Source organism: Paenibacillus sp. YSY-4.3 (genome assembly GCF_054767475.1).
The window spans coordinates 15825-34224 of the sequence record NZ_BAABMC010000006.1 but is presented as its reverse complement, the minus strand read 5'-3'; the positions used below and the strand labels follow the sequence as shown (position 1 = coordinate 34224).

At 52.2% G+C, this 18400-nt stretch carries 14 protein-coding genes; 1 reads left to right on the top strand and 13 read right to left on the bottom strand.

The window, feature by feature from the left end:
• Positions 1-162: 162 nt before the first annotated feature.
• The 11 genes from ACYUJT_RS18415 to ACYUJT_RS18365 all read right to left on the bottom strand — a co-directional run bounded on the left by ACYUJT_RS18415 (position 163) and on the right by ACYUJT_RS18365 (position 16267).
• Positions 163-1542: an amino acid permease gene (locus ACYUJT_RS18415; protein ID WP_460324917.1), complete on the bottom strand. Its 1380-nt coding sequence runs from the start codon at positions 1540-1542 to the stop codon at positions 163-165.
• A gap of 158 nt (positions 1543-1700) precedes the next feature.
• Positions 1701-3149 (bottom strand): ABC transporter substrate-binding protein, encoded by a 1449-nt coding sequence (locus tag ACYUJT_RS18410; protein ID WP_460324914.1) that lies wholly within the window; start codon positions 3147-3149, stop codon positions 1701-1703.
• A gap of 117 nt (positions 3150-3266) precedes the next feature.
• A complete protein-coding gene (locus ACYUJT_RS18405; protein WP_460324911.1) occupies positions 3267-4133 on the bottom strand; it encodes a carbohydrate ABC transporter permease in 867 nt (288 codons plus the stop codon).
• Between the two features lies 1 nt (position 4134).
• Entirely contained in the window at positions 4135-4974 is an 840-nt protein-coding gene (locus tag ACYUJT_RS18400) for a carbohydrate ABC transporter permease (protein WP_460325392.1), read from the bottom strand.
• Positions 4975-5091: 117 nt separating this feature from the next.
• Positions 5092-6426 (bottom strand): response regulator, encoded by a 1335-nt coding sequence (locus ACYUJT_RS18395; RefSeq protein WP_460324908.1) that lies wholly within the window; start codon positions 6424-6426, stop codon positions 5092-5094.
• 158 nt (positions 6427-6584) lie between these two features.
• Positions 6585-8393, bottom strand: coding sequence for a cache domain-containing sensor histidine kinase (locus ACYUJT_RS18390; protein ID WP_460324905.1), 1809 nt, complete (start codon positions 8391-8393; stop codon positions 6585-6587).
• 891 nt (positions 8394-9284) lie between these two features.
• Complete coding sequence (gene pgmB / locus ACYUJT_RS18385) at positions 9285-9917, bottom strand: beta-phosphoglucomutase (protein WP_460324902.1); 633 nt, start codon at positions 9915-9917, stop codon at positions 9285-9287.
• 54 nt (positions 9918-9971) lie between these two features.
• Positions 9972-12389 carry a glycoside hydrolase family 65 protein gene (locus ACYUJT_RS18380; RefSeq protein ID WP_460324899.1) on the bottom strand — a complete coding sequence of 806 codons (2418 nt, stop codon included), beginning with the start codon at positions 12387-12389 and terminating at the stop codon, positions 9972-9974.
• A 4-nt stretch (positions 12390-12393) separates the two neighbouring features.
• The gene (locus ACYUJT_RS18375; RefSeq protein WP_460324896.1) at positions 12394-14703 is read right to left on the bottom strand and encodes a glycoside hydrolase family 65 protein; all 2310 of its coding nucleotides are present in this window, start codon (positions 14701-14703) and stop codon (positions 12394-12396) included.
• Between the two features lie 104 nt (positions 14704-14807).
• Entirely contained in the window at positions 14808-15434 is a 627-nt protein-coding gene (locus ACYUJT_RS18370; RefSeq protein WP_460324893.1) for a LysE family transporter, read from the bottom strand.
• An 86-nt stretch (positions 15435-15520) separates the two neighbouring features.
• On the bottom strand, positions 15521-16267 hold the full coding sequence (locus ACYUJT_RS18365) for a YqcI/YcgG family protein (RefSeq protein ID WP_460324890.1): 747 nt from the start codon (positions 16265-16267) through the stop codon (positions 15521-15523).
• A gap of 158 nt (positions 16268-16425) precedes the next feature.
• Here ACYUJT_RS18365 and ACYUJT_RS18360 point away from each other — a divergent pair, with 158 nt between their 5' ends.
• Positions 16426-16872, top strand: a complete 447-nt coding sequence (locus ACYUJT_RS18360; RefSeq protein WP_460324887.1) for an OsmC family protein — start codon at positions 16426-16428, stop codon at positions 16870-16872.
• 2 nt (positions 16873-16874) lie between these two features.
• Here ACYUJT_RS18360 and ACYUJT_RS18355 read toward each other — a convergent pair whose 3' ends face one another.
• Positions 16875-17051: a hypothetical protein gene (locus tag ACYUJT_RS18355; RefSeq protein WP_460324884.1), complete on the bottom strand. Its 177-nt coding sequence runs from the start codon at positions 17049-17051 to the stop codon at positions 16875-16877.
• Positions 17052-17070: 19 nt separating this feature from the next.
• Complete coding sequence (locus tag ACYUJT_RS18350) at positions 17071-18171, bottom strand: hypothetical protein (RefSeq protein WP_460324882.1); 1101 nt, start codon at positions 18169-18171, stop codon at positions 17071-17073.
• Positions 18172-18400 lie beyond the last annotated feature (229 nt).

Below are 18400 nucleotides of genomic sequence, written 5' to 3'. Positions count from 1 at the left end.
CGATGGGATCTGATGCACGGGAACGGCAAGATGATCGGTAAATCGGGTTCACTGATCATCCTGCCAGACCAGCTGCATCTGAACGGACGCATACCCAAAAAAGGAGGCAGCGATCGACGCTGCCTCCTTTTTTGTATCCCACAGCCAGCTTGCTGTGCCGAACTAGGTCAACTCGCCCTCGGGCCTGGCCCTACCCAACTTGCCTTTGCTCCTAATCTCGTCTGAGCTCCTGCCCCAGATCCGCCTCATCAGCAGCGTTATCCCGCCAATCAGCGCGACAAATCCCAGGCTAATCCACAGTCCCGGCCGGCTCTTGTCATGGAACATCGTGCCGCTTACCGCCAGCAGAATAATGACCATACTGCCCCAACGCTTGGCCTGTCCCCATCCGCTTAATCTCAACAGCTTGCCTGACGTGAAGAGAATGAAAATCCAGTTGTACACCAGCATAAGCCCGGCTGCAGTCGTTACGTATTCATACATCTTCTCCGGCAGGAGCAGGGCTAGCAGAATAGATCCGCCCAGTCCCAGGGCTGTAATCCCGATCGCGTAATAAGGCGTTTTCTTCCGCCCGCGGCTTACCTTGGCGAACAGTGGAGGAGCGTCCTTGTTTTTGGCCAACGTTACAAGAATTGTTATGACGGCGAACAGCGATGCAACCATCGTGGAGAATCCGGCAATAATGAAGATCCCGTTAAAAAAGTGAGGGACAAAGCTTAAGCCGTACCCTTTCAGGGCTACCACAAACGGGCTTTCCTTCGCCCCCATCGTCTTCCAGGGTGCCAGACTTAAAGCCGCTACCAGGGAAGCTATATACAGGATGACCAGAGTTCCGATCATCCACCGACCTGCCTTTGGAGCATCCTCTGGATTCTTTAGACGAATCGCTATCATCCCCATAACCTCGATGCCGCCGAAAGCGTAAAAGGCATAAATCAGGCTGGACCACCCGCCGATGGCTCCCGTCGGAAAGAGAGGTACCGGCCAGCTTGGCGCATGCTTGCCACCGCCGAGCCAGCCCAGAAGCGCGGCACCGGCCAACCCCAGGAATGCAACGATCGCCGCAAGCTTGATCACCGCAAACAAATGCTCCGCCCGCTCAAAACCTTTTGTCCCCAGAATGATAATAATTAAGCCAAGCACCGCATAAACCGAAGCGAATATCCACATCGGCATTCCCGGGAACCATAGCCGGGTGAACAGGGACAAAGCCGCCATTTGGCTCCCCATAATGAGAATCTCCGAAGAGAAATACACCCAACCGCTGCTGAAGCCAGCCCAGCGTCCAAAGGCATTGCGTGCATATACGCAAAACGAGCCTTCCTGAGGGTCTTTCGAGGACATCTTGGCGAGCACGTCAAACACGACGAACGTTCCGGCCGCAGCCAAAATAAACGCCGGAATGATAGCCGGACCGCCGATTTGGATGCCAACGCCCGTCCCGAGAAAGTAACCCGTCCCAATCGTGCAAGCAACCCCCATCAAGGAAAGCTGCCACCACGACAACAGCTTGTCCTTCGTATCTTTGCTTGTTTCACCCAACGCACCGTGACTCCCTTATCCATATATTTGCATTCGCATAAAGTCATGACTTATTGTGCTGACAAGGGAGCTTAAATATTCAGGCGGCAGCCTGTCGCAGTGGCGGCACGTCAAAAAGGCTCCGCAATGCGGAGCCCCTAACATCCATCTGCGATCTGCTATTTTTGCTCGATTTTATCGAAATAGTTCTCTTGCACAAACTTCGCAGCGACATCGAGCTGTTTCTGGGAATCTGTTCCTTTCTTCGAGAACGATTCCTGCACGACATTGGACATCGTGGCATAGTAATCCTGTGTGCCAAACTGCGCTTCGGGCTTGCCTTCCAGCAGCTTGAACAGCTCTGGATCATATTTGTATACATTGTCGTATTTTTCGTAAATCGCCTTTACTTTAGACGCATACTCGGAATCATCGCTGAAATACTCCAGCGGTGTCGGAACGAAATATTTGCCCTCCGCTTTGCGGGCCTGTATCGTATCTTCCACGGACTTCAGCGCTTCATCGGTAAAGTAGTCGAACGTGATGTAACGGAAAGCCATCTCCTGTTCATCCTTTGTTGCATTCGGGTTGATCACGAGATAATTACCGCCAAGAATCCCGTAATGCTTACCGCCCTTCTCTGCGGCAGGCATCGGATATGCCACGACGTCCTCCGGCTTCATGCCGCCCTCGTTCAATGCCGCCTGCAGCACGTCGAACGCCCCGGCAATGACCATTGCTGTACGGCCCTGCTGGAAGGAACTGATCGCATCACCCCAGCCCAGCGCCCAATCCTGCGGAATGGCATTCGCTTCCCATCTCAGCTTCTTGTAGAAGTCCAGCGCCTTTACACCGGCCTCGGAATTAAAAACTGCCTTGACCTTGCCGTCCTCCACTGTCTCGATATCTCCACCTGCTTCAAACAGGAAATTCGTCCAGTTCCAGCCGGCCTCATTTCCTTTACCCATCGGCGCGATGCCGGAAATGCCTTTCTTCGGATCAGCAGCCGCCTTGGCCACGTCATACATATCGTCCCAGGTCCAGTCCAACGCAGGAAGCGTGATGCCTTTGTCTGCCACCAGCTTTTTATTTACAACTGTTGACGTAATATAACCGTTCTGTGTCACGCCGTAAATTTTGCCATCGACATTAAACTGGCTCTGCAATACCTCATTCATCTGATCCTTGTATTCCCAGCTGTTCCACAGATCCGTAATATCAGCGACCCAGCCGCGTTCAACGAGGAAGTTCGCTTCGGTGGCCCAGGTATTGTAGAAGGTCGGAGCCTCGTTGGCAGCCATTTTCACGCCGATTTCATTCACGTCATAGGCCCAGTCGTCTTTAATAATTGTCACGTTCGGATATTTTGCCTGGAACCGGGCGATTTTATCGTCCTCCTGCTGTCTGAGCGTCGTTTCGTCCGGCAGCGGATAATGGACTTTAATCGTGATTTTCCGTGAGGCGATGTCGTCGGCCGGCGCTTCGGCCTGCCCGGAATTATTGCCGCCGCCCCCATTGCTGGCCGCCCCCCCCTCTTCCTTGACCTTCGTATTGCCGCCGCCGCTGCATGCCGCTAACAGCGAACCAAACAGCAGAAGGCATATCAGTACTGCTGAGAACTTGCGCATCGATACTCCCCTTTTCCTATTTGTTGTTGGTTGCATCTTTATCATAGAACGACGGCCGTTCCATGCACGATGTGCATTCATATGGCGATCATGTGCAAGGCTACGGATTCGCGCACGCTATCCCTTAACTGCTGACAGGCTGACACTGCGCATAATAAATTTCTGAAAGACTAGGAAGACGAATATGGGCGGAACCATGACCATAAACAATATATTGAATTTAACGCTGCTATCCAGCGATCTCGCGTTGATGACGTATTTGTAGATCGCGGTGGCTAATGTGTATTTGTCCTCTGTATGCATGACCAGCGAGGGCCAGAACCAGTCGTTCCAGGCGGTAGAGAAAATAAAGATCGCTAACGTAGCGAAGATGGGTACGGACAGCGGCAGTGCTATTCGCGCAAAGCTGGTCAGCTCCGAGGCGCCGTCGATCCGCGCCGCTTCAAAGATTTCCGGGTGAATGCCGTCGAAGAAATTTTTTATGAGCAGAAAATAGTACGCGCTCGCCCCTGCCGGAAGCCAGAATGCCCAATATGTATTCAGCAGCCCAAGCTCCTTGAGGTTAACGAAATTCGGAATCATGTAGCTGGCCGCCGGAATGAACAGCGTCATCAGGATGAAAAAATATATCGCCCGGCTGTACGGCACGCGAATCCGCGAAATGCTAAAGGCAGCGAGCCCCAGCACCAGAACCGTCATCATCAGGTTGCCGCCAAAGATCAGCAGCGTATTTTTCAAAAACACCGGGAGCTTGATGTAGTTCCAGCCCTTCGTGAAATTCTCCCAATGCCATTCCGTCGGGAAGAAGCGCGGAGGAAACGTATTGATCTCCTGATTCGTCTTTAGCCCATTGAACATCGTCATGGCGATCGGATACAGCATCGTGAACGCCATGACCGCAATACACAGCACCATCAGACCGTATACGGCTTTATTGAGCGGCTTCCGCAAATCGGCTGCCGATAGAATACCTCTCTCTTCCATCCTAATAATCCTCCCTGTTCAGCTTGTATTGCATAATTCCGAGCACGCTCAGCACTAGGAACATCAGCACGCCCAGCGCGGTGCCCGCTCCGTAGTCGAGCTGCGTAAAGGCGTATTTTACTGTAAGCAGCGCATAGGTCAGTGTAGCCTTGTTCGGTCCGCCGTCCAGCATGGCCAACTGCGATTGATAAGCCTGAGAGGTACCGATGAGCTGCAAAATCAGCATCAATACGATCAAATTCCGCATCGAGGGCAGCGTGATGTATTTTATCCGGTTCCAGACGCCAGCACCGTCGATTTCCGCCGCTTCGTACCAGTCCTTTGGAATGCTCAGCACTCCGGCCAAGTAAATCAGCATCGCCGAACCGAATTGCTGCCAGGTCTCCATGACGACCAGCGACACCATGGACCAGCTGCCATCGGAAATAAACGATACCGGCTCCGCTCCAAACCAGCCCAGCAGCGCATTGATTGGACCAACCGGATCATACATCCATCTCCACATCCCATATAGCACGACGCCGGGCACGACGAACGGCAAATAAGCGGCGATCCGCGCAAACCCTTGAAAGAATCTCAGCTCGGATATCGCGATCGAGGCAGCAATCGGTACCCAGAAGCCAATGACCAAAGTTAATAACATGAAATATAGTGTGTTTCGGACCGACAGCAGCACATCGGGATTATTGAATATTTTGATATAGTTGTCGAAGCCGACAAACGTATTCCCTTTCACGAAATCGATATTATAGAAGCTGTACACGATGCCTTTCACGATCGGCACCCATAAGAAAACGATAAACACAGCTATCGCCGGTACGAGAAATAAATACCCCCACATATATTTTTTCACGCGACTCCCTCATTCCTCTGTAGTGTCTAGCCTGGAACCTTCTTTTATCTTAAAAAAACGAGGGAGCGCCGAACATGTGCAAAACTATGCGAACTATAGCCGATCTTACTTCTTCAGCTCGCTCGGGCTGACGCCGAAGTATTTTTTGAAAATTTTGCTGAAATGCTCTGGAGATTCGTAACCGACGCGTTCCGCGATTTCGTAGCGGCGAAGATCGGTATTTTGAAGGAGGGATTTACTCTCCTCCATACGCAGCTTGATCACGTATTCCCATAAATTGTGGCCGGTGTTCTTTTTGAATAAATAGCTGAGATAGTTGGGACTGACATGGTTTTTCTTCGCGACCTCATGGATGGTTAGCCCCTTCTGATTGTAATTCGCTTCAATGTAAAGCCTTGCGCTTTCTACGATCCGGTTACTTTGGGTCGTCAGTTCCTCGGCTGAGGGGACCTGAGTATAGTTATGCCAATTGAAATCGCCGTAATAGAACACATGATAATCTGCAAGCCCTCCTCCCCACTTCATCGCCTTCTCGGCCTGCTGCCCCAGCACGGGCAGGAACTCCGCTCCCTTCAGAATTTGGCTGACTCCAATCCGTGCAGCCACACCCAAATATTTATGAACATGATGGTGCAGGCTGCGGCCGATCATCTCCAGCTGATTGATTTTGTTGACGTCCAGTTCGGCGTATTCCTGCTCATTCCATTGGAGCACAATACTGATTTCCCGCTCTGCAGAGCAGCAGGACAATGCGTTCCATTCCCCGTAGAGCAGCTCCTTGGCCACATTTAAAGCCGCATATTCGAGCAATCGGCGATCCTGGGATGTATAGACTCCATCGCCTTTGACCGCCAGCTCCAGCTTCAATTTCATCACGGCAAAATAAGGCCCCCGCAGCCCTAGCTTGCCTTGCTGCACCACGGCCTTATCCAATGCTATGCCGGCAGCAGCAGAGACTGGGCCAGCCAGCAAGAGCTTCAGCCCTTCGCTCTGCTCCGGCTCCAGCTCCTCCATTTGAAAATGCTCCGCCTCCGGCGTCAAAAACTCACGGATCGGCGGAACCGGCTTATCCATTTTGAGCAGGGCGTTCCGCACCGAATCGAGGAATTGTTCACTGTTCAGCGGCTTGATCAGATAATCCTTCGCCCCCAGTCGAAGCGCCATCTGCGCATATTGAAACGTTTCATGGGCCGAAATAATGACCGTCTGCACCCAGGGCTTGATCAGCTTGGCCTGCTGCATCAGCTCAATACCGCTCATTTCTCCCATTTGAATGTCCGTCACAAGCAAATCGATCTCTTCCATGCGAATGTAATCGAGCGCCTCCTGGCCGCTGTATGCGGTATGCACCAAGTCCAGATCAAGCCCAGATTCCTCCAGCAATCCGGCCAAGCCTTTGCAAATCAACGGTTCATCATCAACGAGCAAAATATTGTACACATGCACTCCCCCTGTCTGTTATGTCGCTTGTTATGCTTGCCTGTCATGTTGTTGTTACGTTTAGCTTGTTACCACTTGTTTGTTACGTCTGTTGTTACCTTTGTTTGCTACGTCTGCATGCCATGTCGCTTGTTACGTCTATTTGCTACGTCTGTTTGTTACCTCAGCTTGCTATCTTGGCCCGGTTCCTGCTGCTCCCAGCCTTGGAAAGTCTTCGGCAGATGCAGTGTCACCCTGGTTCCGCCCTCCGGACGCCCGGCATAGCTCAATCCGTAAGCCGCTCCGAAGTGCAGTTTGATGCGCTGGTTAATATTACGGATCCCGTAACCAAACGCCGGATCAGGATTCTCTTCATGCAGCAGACGATTGATCCTTTCATAATCAACGGCCTTATAGCCGTTATCCTCAATGTGAATGAACATATGCTCATCGTCTCCGGAAGCGCTGATCCATATTTCGCCGTCTTCCCCCATATGCTTCACCCCGTGAATGATCGCATTCTCGATAATCGGCTGCAGCGTGATTTTGGGAATGGCTGCCGGAAGCAGCTCCACCGGAATATCTATGCCAACGCGAAACTGATATTCGTACCGGTGCTGCTGGAGCTTGATATAGGCCGAGGCATGCTCCAGTTCTTCCTCCAGCGTAATCAACTCCCTACCCCGGCTCAGGCTGATTTTCATCAGCTTGGACAGTTCCTTGATCATTTCAGCGGAAGCCGTATTGCCCTCCAGCGCGCTTTTCCAATAAATGCTCTCCAACGTGTTGTACAGCAAATGAGGATTGATCTGCTGATACAGAAGCTGCAGCTGGCTTTCCTTCTGCTTCAAATCCATCGCGTATTTATAATGCACAAGCGAGTTTAGGCGGCGCGCCATGTCGTATATCGTATAAATCAGCACACTGATTTCGTCGTTCCTCCCTAGCCTCGGTGTTTCCGGAACGACGTTTCCGGGTTCGTATTTCCTCACGAAGTACACCAGCCGCTGCAGCGGCGTCATCAGCGAACGCCAGAAATACAGCAATATAAACAGGCCAACCGCAAAATAAACGATCGAGATAAGCTGGATCACCTGCTTGATTTCGTTTTGCTGCTGGAGCAGTGCCTGCAAAGGCACCTTATATACGAGCTTCTGCTGAAGAACGTAGTTGTAATTAATGACATAAATAAACTTGTCGGTAATAACATCCATCACTCCGATCATTGCTTCGCCGGAATCTGCCTCTGCAGGCAGGTTCAGCACGGCCTCGTGCTCGGGCGTACTCGCGGCTAGAATCCGATTGTCCCCATCCGTGAAAAACAGCTCCCCCTCTGGCAGCGATACCGTCCGCAGTGATTCACCGATCCGGGCATCCAAATTCGTCACGACCAAGACCCCGATCGTACCATTGGAGTAAATGCTGTTAATGGCCCGGATATAAGCCAGTGTTTTTTGGCTGCTCTGCCCTCTTGTGGGCGGAGACAAATGCTCCACCAGCCGCAAATATCCGCGCCCCTTTTTCCCGATCGCCTCATCGAACCATTCCGGTTTCTCCGCGTCGGCAAAGAAATATACGCCTGATTTGCGAGGTCCCGGATAGAAGGGGGCAAAGCTGTATGTATTGTCAGGATCGTAAACGTACAGCGAATAATAGAGCGGTTCGCGCTCATCGCTGTCCTGGGAATAAGAGGCCAGAACTTTCTCCAGGTTTTCGTAGTTTTTTACCCGTTCCAGCACCGTCTCCTCCATTGAAACCGGATTCAATTTTTGCAGCAGCGCATTCTGGAATACCGTGGAACTCACCTTGTTGATCGCTTCAATATCGCGGCTGATCAGCTTGAAATTTTGCTTATTCAGCTCGATGTATGCATTCGTCACATGCTGCTTCAAAATTTGCCCCGTCCGGTAGTTGCCGTAAGCGTTCAGGACAAATAACGGAATAATAACGACCAGAAACAGCAAAATGAGCTGCTGTTTTACATTCATTCTGTAGAGCGGATTTTTCATTCTCATCTTCACCTGCCATGCACCCCCGGCACTTCAACTATATCAATTGCAAAAACGAGCAAGTATGCGCATTTCTACGCACATCATTGGCATTTCTTTGATTTCGCTACTCGGTCCATGTAATAGCACACGGGTTTGTCCGAATGATGCAAAAGTCCAGAAATATCGCCTGCTCTCCATCAAATTAGCCTTGCACCGGAAAAATTCCTGCACATTGGCAGCAATAGTTTGCATAAACGGCCTATTTCTCACGGCCCCTAATAAAGAAGTCTTGCTCTCCAATAAATTAGACAACAGATTTAACTGTTCCTAGTTGGCTAGATGTATTTCCTGCAGTTAGTTCATCGGTTTTGGTCGTGTTAGAGGGAACTAACTGCAAAACCTACATTTAGTTTTAAGCTATTTCGACGAATGAGCTCCATTCCAGCAAACTAACTGCATGTTTTACATTTAGCGCATGTATTTTTTATTAAAAGAGCTTAACTAGATGTATAAAATGCATTTCGATTTAAAATGACCTAGTAAAGATATGGGCTCGATGCACCATCAACGATCTAACAATCTCTATCAATCTCTATCAATCTCTATCAAAACACCGTCCCAACAATCGAAGTGCCAACAACTACTGATTTATCTACACGCCCCCTGAATTAAACGGGAGTTTATTAAAGGGGGGATTCGGTATGGCTATGTGCCAGGGTGGGTACCACTCACAGCGGAGCATCCCGCCCAGGGAACGCAGCACCCCGTCCTGGCTGCGAAGGACCCGGGGATTGTCCTCTTCCCCTTTTCTATGCTTCACGCCAAAAAAACGACCCTGCAAAAAAGCAGGATCGCTAAAACCAATAGATTTAATTTTGCTTGGTGTGATTAAATCAGTTCATATAGTCCGGCGATCACGCGGTCTGCCTCATGCAAAATGCCGGGGCTGCCGATCCCTACCACCTTGCAGCCGGCTGCCTTTCCCGCCTGTACGCCCGCTGCGGCGTCCTCAAAAACGACGCACTCGGACGGCTTAAGCCCCAGCTCCTCGCTGGCTGCTAGAAACACCTCAGGATCGGGCTTCGCTTGCGACACTTTCGTACCGTCGATCACAGCGTCGAACAACTCGGTGATACCGAGCCGCGATAATATAGTGGCTGCATTTTTGCTGGCTGAGCCTAAAGCGATTTTAACGCCTTTTCCCCTTAATAATTCCAGGTAGTCCTTCGTACCTGGCAATATTTCAGAGGGATCGAGCTTGGAGATATAGTTCAAGTACTCCCTGTTCTTCGTCTCTGCCATTTCCAGACGCTCCGTCTCCCCGACCTCTATGCCTCCGACCTCAAGGAGTATGCGCAGCGACTCCATGCGGCTAACTCCTTTTAGCCGTTCGTTGTCTTCTTCTGTAAAATCGAATCCGAGCCGCTCGGCCAACACTCGCCAGGCTAAGTAGTGATATTTCGCCGTATCCACGATCACGCCGTCCAGATCGAATATCGCGCCTTTCATCGTATCCAGCATGATGCTCCTCCTTTGATGATCCATGTCCGTCCCCGTTATTTCAAATTTCTTATTTCATTCCTTTAACGATCCATATGTTAGACTAACCATCTCACCCGGCTGGACAAATACGATTTGCTCCCCCAATTGGAATTGTAGGCCGCGAACGTTATCCGCATGCGCCTCGACGGTAACCTTCGCTTGATCGACATGGACCCGAAAGATTTGATTCAGCAGGCAAAGCGGAAACTCTGCCCCCTGCCACTTGCTCGGCAAAGACGGTCTGATCCGTACCACCCCTCCGTCCATGCGCAGCCCTGCAAAGCCGAGCACCGCCGCCATCCAGGCTCCACCGTTGGCCGCCGGGTGCGTCCCGCCGATATACAAATCGCCGACATACTGCTTCGAGTCCCCTGTCAGGTCGATCGTGGCCGTCCGCATGAAATAAGGGTAAGCCCAGTCGGGAATACCGATATCGGCAGCAACGAGGGCATAAATGCAGGAGCTCAGGCTTGAACCGTGCTCGGTACGGGACTCATAGTATTCCCAGTTAGCCCGCTTCGTGTCCCTGTCATAATCCTCCCCGAACAAGTGCAGCAGGAGCACCACGTCTGCCTGCTTCAATATTTGCGTCGTCGCAGCCAGTCCGTTTCCCCCGCCAAGATACTCATGCGGATTCAGCATTCTCGATTTCAGCTCTGCGAGGGACATATCCTCCAGCGTATAATATTTGTCAAACTGCTCAATGAGCCGGCTGTTCGCATCCGGCAGCGGAACGTACAAGCGATCATGCATTTCCCGCAGCTGCTCAGGAGTGACTGCGCTCCCGGACATCAGCGCTTCGTATCGCCAAGGATGCTCCTCCCGCAAATAAGCCAGCGCCTCCAGCGCGATGGACAGGCACTTTTTGACCATAACATTGGTAAAAGCATTGTTGTGTACCCGCTCATGATATTCGTCAGGGCCGGTGACATCGAGAATTTCATAGCGCTGTTTCCCCGGATTAAAATACGCGTAAGAATAATAGAATCGCGCACATTCCCACGCAACCTCGGCTCCCCCCTCGAGCAGAATGCTGTCATCACCGGTAAAAAGATAGTACTGCCAAATGCCATAGGCGACATCCGCACTAATGTGAACCTGTTTGTCACGAAAGTAAGTCCGCATCGGACGGCCAGTAAACACGTCGTTGACATTGAACAGCGTGCAGGCATCGTCGCCCGTCTCCTGGCTTTCCCAGGCATAAAACGCGCCTTCATAGCCATACTCGGCTGCTTTTCGCCGTGCCCCGTCCAGCGTATGCACCCGGTACATCAGCAGATTGCGCGCTATCTCCGGCTGCGTATGCAGGTAGAACGGCAGCATGAACATCTCCGTATCCCAGAATACCGCCCCTTTATAGACCTGACCGGATAAGCCGCGCGCCGGGATGGACAGCTTCTCGGAATGCCCCGGCGCGATGATATGCAGCTGATACAAGCTGTACCGCAAAGCAAGCTGGGCCTCATCATCGCCATGAATGACTACGTCCGAGCGCTCCCATTTCCGCTCCCAGCTCTCAGCATGCTCCTTCAGCAGGGCCTCGTATCCGAGTGCGGCCGCCTCCTGGCTGTACTTCAGCGCCGCTTCCCCGGCCTCGCCACCCTCATCCAAACCTGTAAATACGGACACATACTTATAGAACGTGTAAGTCTCCCCAGCTTTGCAGCGCAGCCGGATTTCACGGAAGGCAAAGCCTGCTCCAAGCTTCGTTTCGGCCTTCCACGGCAGCTGTTCCTGTATCACGGCTGCTTCCGGCAATTCGCCGGGAACGTCAATCCTAGCCGCTGCGGACATTCTCCCAGCCGCTCCAACATCCGCCTTCTCCCCAGATAGATCTCTAGACTCCCCAGCACCGTCCCAAGCCCATGTCTCTGCTGCAGCGACTGGCACCAGCAGCTCTTGCGTCCGCCCAGAGACCAGCAGGCTGCCTTCCACGTCCGCGCCCATCAGCCCCTCCAAATGAGGGCCGTTGAAATCCCACACATCTCCGTCTATGCCCGTCCGGATCACCAGCTCGCAATCCTCGCTGCACTGCACGGAGGTTTGGCTCGCGAGCAGATGCAGCCGCACCGCGCTGCAGAACCGCTCCGTCCTCACCGTAACCCGGCCGCCAGCCGAGCCCGGCATGCGATACACCGTCCGGCGGCGATGCACCGCATGCCGGATGTTCAGCTCTTGGACATGCTCCACCGGCTCCCCGGCCAACACACCGAGTAGTTCTCCCTCGCAGTAAATTTGGGTGAACAAGCCGTTCGGAGCATTGACCGGCTCTCTCCACTGATCTCCTGCCCGGTCATAGAGGCCGGCGAGCGTCACTGCCGTTAGCTCCGTCCGGCCATACTCCTCCAGTGTACCCCGGTAACCCATATAACCGTTGCCGATCATGAATTTATTCCCGTTCGCCGTTATCCGCCGTCGATCAAAACCGCTTTCCCGCACAATCCAGCTCATCCCGTTACCCCACCTTCGCCTGTTCCAACTCGACCTTTACCCCGGCGGCAGCAACGCGATAACCCCTGCCGTAAATATCAACCTCTACGTCAGGACCGTAGGTAACGCGCAAAGTCGCATATTCCTGGTTGACTTCGACCATCAGCCTGGTTCCCCGATAGAACACCTGGAAGCTGTACCGCTTCCAGCGATCCGGAATGCCCGGATGGAAGACCAGTTTCTCCCCGTCGGAGCGCATGCCCCCAAAACCGTACACGATGTTCATCCAGGCCGCAGCGATCGAGGTCGTATGCAGCCCCTCCCGCGTGTTGCGGTTATAATTGTCCAGATCAAGCCGGGAAGCGAATTCGAAGAACTTATAAGCTTCCTCTGGCCGACCGATCTCGGCGGCAAGAATCGAATGAATCGACGGCGAGAGGGAGGACTCGTGAATGCATCTCGGTTCGTAATAATCATAATTAGCCCGCTTAGCCGCGAGGTTGAATTCGCTGCTGTATAGGAACATGAACATCAGCACATCCGGCTGCTTGATCATGTCGTAGCGATACAGCCGGTCATACGACCAGTGCGAGTATAACGGAAATTCCGCCACCGGAATCGAATGGATATCCAAATGCGGCATATCGAAAAATCCATCATGCTCTTCATAAATTCCCGTCTCTTGATCTTGGGGAATTTTCATGCGGGCGGCCTTTTCCCGCCAATCCGCCTGCTCTTCCTCCGTCAAGGCAAGACGCTCCGCCAGCGCAGCAAATGCCCCGAAATCGGCCTCACGCATTTCACCGATCACTTCCAGCGTGTATTCGAACAGCTTTTTAGCCATCCAGTTAATATAGCAATTGTTGTTGACCATCAGTTGGAATTCGTCAGGCCCCATCACGCCGAAATAACCGAATTCGCCCGTCTTTTGCCCGAATTGCCCACGAGTGGCGTAAAACCGGCAAATCTGAATCAGCATTTCCGCGCCTTTTTCATGTAAAAAGCTCGTATCCCCCGTAATGTTCACATAATGCCGAATTCCATAAGCCACCGCTGTGCCTACGTGCAGTTGCAGGTTCGAATGCTGCCACAAATCGCAGCTCTCCGTCCCATCGATCGTGGCGATCGGGTAGAACGCCCCCTCGCAGTCGAGCTCTTTCGCTCTTTCCAGAGCATGAGGCAGGGACCTGTAGCGGAACTCCAGCAAGCTCCGGGCCGCCTTCGGATTGTTGAATATATAAAAGGGCAGACAATACGACTCCGTATCCCAAAAGGCAAGCCCGCGGTAGGCTTCGCCTGTCAACCCCTTTGCCCCGATGTTAAAGCCCGGATTATCGCCATGATACGTCTGTTGCAGCTGAAAAATACAAAACCGGATTCCCTGCTGATTCTCTGGATCGCCGTCGATGACAATGTCGGACGTCTCCCACACATGCGCCCAATACTCCCGCTGCTGCGCAGCGGCCGTGTCATAGTCGAGGTCCGCGTAGCGCAAGGCCAGTCCCAGCCCATCGTTCCATACTTCCTCATCCGGACGGCTGGTGTCCTTTTCCGCCAGATTTATCGTCAACTTGTCCATGGTCGTTCTTTGACCCTGTTCCACCCCTAACAGCAGCTCACGGCCGATAAAGCGCCGGTCCTCCCCCGTCAACGCCACGTTCTCTATCTCATTGGAAGCCTCCAACCGAAACCCGGAGAACAGGCGGTTCTTCGTCTGTACCGTCCGTCCGAGCATGCCGGTGATCCCGTTCTCTGCCCCTCGCCGCAGCACTTCCCAATATGTGCGCCCCTGATCCTCATGCAGCACGGCAAAGTCCAGGCCTGCCACAACCCGGACAGTACCGGAGAAATTCAGCGGTTCGAAGCTAATACGCTGACAGCCCAGGCTCGATATGCGCATGCTGACAAAACGCTCGAACGTCAATTTAAGCCTCTTGCCGCTAGCCAAATGCCATACCAATTCACGTTTGTATATTCCGCTCCTGAAATCAAGCTCGCGCCGATAATCCGAGAACGCGCTAGTCGACATGTCAAAGGCTTCGCCATCCGCCGTAATCCGCGTGTACAGCCAATCCACCGCATTGACCATGAAGCGCAGCGATTTAATGATCCCTTTGTAATGCGCATCCACCTTGTTTTCCTCGAACAGCCCGTTAAAGTAACTGCCGAGCAGAGTATCCCCGCCGTATCCTTCCTCTGGATAACCTCTGACCCCCATATATTCGTTGCCCAATGAAAAAATCGATTCCGACACCCGGTTCCGCTCCGAGTCAAAACCTTCCTCCACGACCTTCCACGGGTCTACCGCCAAATATTTGTCCGCGATCTTTGGCATGCTCTCCCACTCCTTTGTGCTAATCTGTACAATATCCAGATTATCCAAAGAAGCCACAACGCCAAATGTCCAGCTCTAAGCAGCTTATGTGCGTTTTTACGATGTTACCCCAGCAGTTCAAGACAGGCCTGCCACCCGAAATAAAAGCCGAAGGCAATGAGCGACAGCCCGGAAAGCACGGAAATTCCCGTTAAGAGGCGCGGGGTTAGCAGCCGGCGAAACCCGCTGGACATGACCGCCATGGCCAAATCCCAAATAACGAGACCCATAACAACCGCCGAGGTATACAAGACAAGCTCCCTCATGCCGTAGGTTTGAGCTGCCTTCGCCAGGAGCGAGCCGTAAATCCCCAGCCAGAACATGATCGACAGTGGATTGGAGATCGACAGAACGAAGCCTGCGCCAAAGGATTTATATAACGACTCCTGCCTGGCGTTCCGATATTCCGCTGCCTCCCTCGCTCCCCTGAGCCCCTCCCAGCCGCTGTATAGGAGCACGAAGCTGCCGAACAGCCATAGAAAGGTTTTTACGAAAGGTACCTGCAGGAAGTGAACCGTGCCGAAATATACGAGACCGATAAATATAAAATCAGCGCACAAAGACCCGAGTCCCAGCAGCCAGGAATTCCAGAACCCGCCGCGAATCCCCCGGTCCATCTGCGCGGCATTGATCGGGCCGATCGGCGCAGCCAGCGACAGCCCCAACAAAATATAACTTACAAATAAGCTCATGCCTCATCCTCTCCTCCCGTAGCACAAATCAGCGCCCGAACTTGTACCATTTTATTCCCGGAGGAAGGATTGTACGACTAACGAATTTAATTTTTGTTCAAATGGATATTAGCAAAGGGACACCGCGAAGCCGATGGAGCCGAATCATCCCCGAGAAAATACTGTTTCCATTCGAAATTATCACCGCTTCCATAGCTGTTCAGATCGGGATGAATGCTGGCCGCATCATACGCAAGGATTCGCTCCCTGATTTTATTCCTGATATGGGCTGCTGCTTCGCCGGACGCATTAAATTCCTCGAGCACCCAACGGGGCGTAATCGCCATGATGAAATAAGGAAAATACCGGCTTTGCCGCAGGCGATGGGCCGGAGTTGCGCAATACACGAAATATTGCTCCTGGCCAAAGCAGTATTCCCAGAGCGGATCATGGGGATCTGCCGGAACATGCACAGGCCAATCCCGGTCATCCAGCTCCCTAACTTTAAGAAGCAGCCTCCAGAAAATATCCTTGTATTCCGCCACGGTACAGCTCTGGATCAGCTCCTGCGGCGTCTCGAAGAAGAGAACCAAAGAAGCATACTTCCCGAAGCTTCGCGATTCCTCTCCGAAGCACCCCAGCAGCCCGGCCAGTTCCGCCGCAGCCCGATCTGTGCGAGGGTCGCTGACGAATCCGTACCTGAATTGTCTCCGTTTAAATCCGATAGTTGCCGGGATGCAAGGAAATAAATACTCCGTATCGGCCAACTTAAGCGCAAACTGCCGATAAGCATCATATTTCCAGCCGTCTTCTTTGAGCGACAACCCATTCAAAAGAGCTTGATCGTAAAGCATGAATTCCCCATCCCCCTTTGTAGTACACAGTATTGAAGGAGCCTAGGATGTGTGAATGTCCCACCCGCTTACTTTTGCATTGACATTTGGATAATTCAAGCCTATAATTCAATAAAATCTAGCGGATAAGTATGATTTAAGCAAAGGAGAGATCTGCAATGTCTGCTGTACAAACCTTCAAAGCAACTGCGCACCTGCAAAACGGCGTACAAGTCAAGACGTCTTCCCGCCAATTTGAACTGATCATCGATGAGCCCAAGAGCCTGGGTGGAACGGATACCGGCATGAATCCGGTCGAGGCGCTGCTGGCCTCCCTCGGCGCATGCCAGGCGATTGTCGCCCGGGTATACGCGCCGAAATTCGATGTTAAACTTGAGGATTTCCGGGTGGAAGTGGAAGGCGATATCGATTTGGACGGCTTCTTCAATCGGTCGGAAGTTCGCCCGGGATACTCCGATATACGGTATACGTTCTATGTCAAAACCAGCTCCCCTCGTGAAAAAGTAGAGGAATTCGTACATTTTCTGGAGAGCAAGTGCCCGGTAGGCGATACGATCGCCAACCCGGTTAATTTAAAGCTCGATCGGATCGTCATCGAGAACTAAACCTAAAAGAGGTACGGCTTGTCACTGCGGACAAGCTGTACCTCTTTTCCATAAATATGATATTTTATTTCCTGCCGCCTGCGCTCCTCCTGCTGCTCCATGGCCGCAAACGGTATGTAAATACGCAGACCAAGCTTTAAACGCCCACCCGATAAAAAAGGGGCCCCTGGTAACTTCATACCATAGGCTCCCTTGTTGTCATTGTTCTTCTTTTATCTTCATTTTCATCTGGATGACCGATATGGAGCCTTGATCGCTCTGCTCCGCTTTGACCAGCTCTCCATCGAACTTCTCTCCGTTAGCCCCATAAGCTTCTTTCGCCGCCTTCGGCATATCCTCGTCCGGAACGACCTTCAAGATGATATAGAACGTATCCACTTTGTCCGGCTTCTTCATTTGCAGACTGAACGAACCGTCCGGCATGACCCGGGCGCTCTCACCGTACCCGAAATGCCAATGGTCTGGGATGTCCACGTCAGCCTTTACCTTTACCCCTTCAAGCAGATTGCTTGTGGCCTTGATCTGATAGCGGGTGCCGTCAAACGAAATTACCGGGGTCATCCATACGGTCGGGCTGCCGTAGTCCTCCGGCCTCTCTCCGGGAATTTCCGTTTCCCACTCCCTGTCGGCTTTCTCCGGGTCCGCGCTTACGCGAATGAAGGCTAACACCTTCTGATATACCTGATCCGACTCCTCATACTGGTGAATATATGAACCGGTCAGCTTACTGCCGTCCTTGCCGTAAGACTCCATTTCGCCCGCTTGCTCCTTGGGTACGAAGCTGATCGTAATGTCCAGCGTCCCTTCCTTGATATTCGGCTGCTTGATATCGAACTTGAAAGTGCCGTCGCGTCCCACGTCCGCCTCATCGTTGTATCCCCACATATTGTAGCCGGCAGCAGTGAGATCGGCTTTCATTTTTGCGCCCGGCAGTAGATTCGTCGTACCCGAAATCACGACTCTCTCGTTTTCCAGCTTGGCTATTGCTTTAATCCATACGTTTGGATCGCCTTGGTCATCCGGAGCATCTTCGGATTTCCCGCTCGTCTCGATTTCAAAGTTCACATTGGAGCCGTCTCCATCGTTTGCCGCCGCATCGATTTCAGGCGGGGCACTGGAAGCATTGCCCCCATCCATCGCTGAAGCAGGCGGGACATTCTCCGCCTTCACGGCGTCCCCTTCCTTTCCGCAGCCGGCTACGACCATAGCCATCAGAGCCATAATCGAGCCGATGAGAAATAAGTGCCGCAGCCCCTTATTTTTATCCCATTTCTGCGTGTGTGTCCTTGTCTTCTTCATCTGGTTCCATGCCATCTTCGTCTTACGTTCCTTTCCCTGTTTGATAATAAGCGACTATGTATAATATCCAAATTATTCATTACCCGAATTTAATATATCGAAACATATTTTAACTTTCAGTTGACATTCAGTTTACATTAAGTGAGAAATCAGGAACGGTTGTTAGGATGTATCTTGAGCTCACACAGCGAGTATGAACCAGCTATGAACGATATAGCAAATTCCCCAG

Bases quoted from the DNA above. Each gene is read 5' to 3' on its own strand.
- ACYUJT_RS18410 (WP_460324914.1), bottom strand. From the start codon at position 3,149: ATGCGCAAGTTCTCAGCAGTACTGATATGCCTTCTGCTGTTTGGTTCG.
- ACYUJT_RS18405 (WP_460324911.1), bottom strand. From the start codon at position 4,133: ATGGAAGAGAGAGGTATTCTATCGGCAGCCGATTTGCGGAAGCCGCTC.
- ACYUJT_RS18400 (WP_460325392.1), bottom strand. From the start codon at position 4,974: ATGTGGGGGTATTTATTTCTCGTACCGGCGATAGCTGTGTTTATCGTT.
- ACYUJT_RS18390 (WP_460324905.1), bottom strand. From the start codon at position 8,393: ATGAATGTAAAACAGCAGCTCATTTTGCTGTTTCTGGTCGTTATTATT.
- pgmB (WP_460324902.1), bottom strand. From the start codon at position 9,917: ATGCTGGATACGATGAAAGGCGCGATATTCGATCTGGACGGCGTGATC.
- ACYUJT_RS18380 (WP_460324899.1), bottom strand. From the start codon at position 12,389: ATGAGCTGGATTGTGCGGGAAAGCGGTTTTGATCGACGGCGGATAACG.
- ACYUJT_RS18375 (WP_460324896.1), bottom strand. From the start codon at position 14,703: ATGCCAAAGATCGCGGACAAATATTTGGCGGTAGACCCGTGGAAGGTC.
- ACYUJT_RS18370 (WP_460324893.1), bottom strand. From the start codon at position 15,434: ATGAGCTTATTTGTAAGTTATATTTTGTTGGGGCTGTCGCTGGCTGCG.
- ACYUJT_RS18365 (WP_460324890.1), bottom strand. From the start codon at position 16,267: ATGCTTTACGATCAAGCTCTTTTGAATGGGTTGTCGCTCAAAGAAGAC.
- ACYUJT_RS18360 (WP_460324887.1), top strand. From the start codon at position 16,426: ATGTCTGCTGTACAAACCTTCAAAGCAACTGCGCACCTGCAAAACGGC.
- ACYUJT_RS18355 (WP_460324884.1), bottom strand. From the start codon at position 17,051: ATGAAGTTACCAGGGGCCCCTTTTTTATCGGGTGGGCGTTTAAAGCTT.
- ACYUJT_RS18350 (WP_460324882.1), bottom strand. From the start codon at position 18,171: ATGAAGAAGACAAGGACACACACGCAGAAATGGGATAAAAATAAGGGG.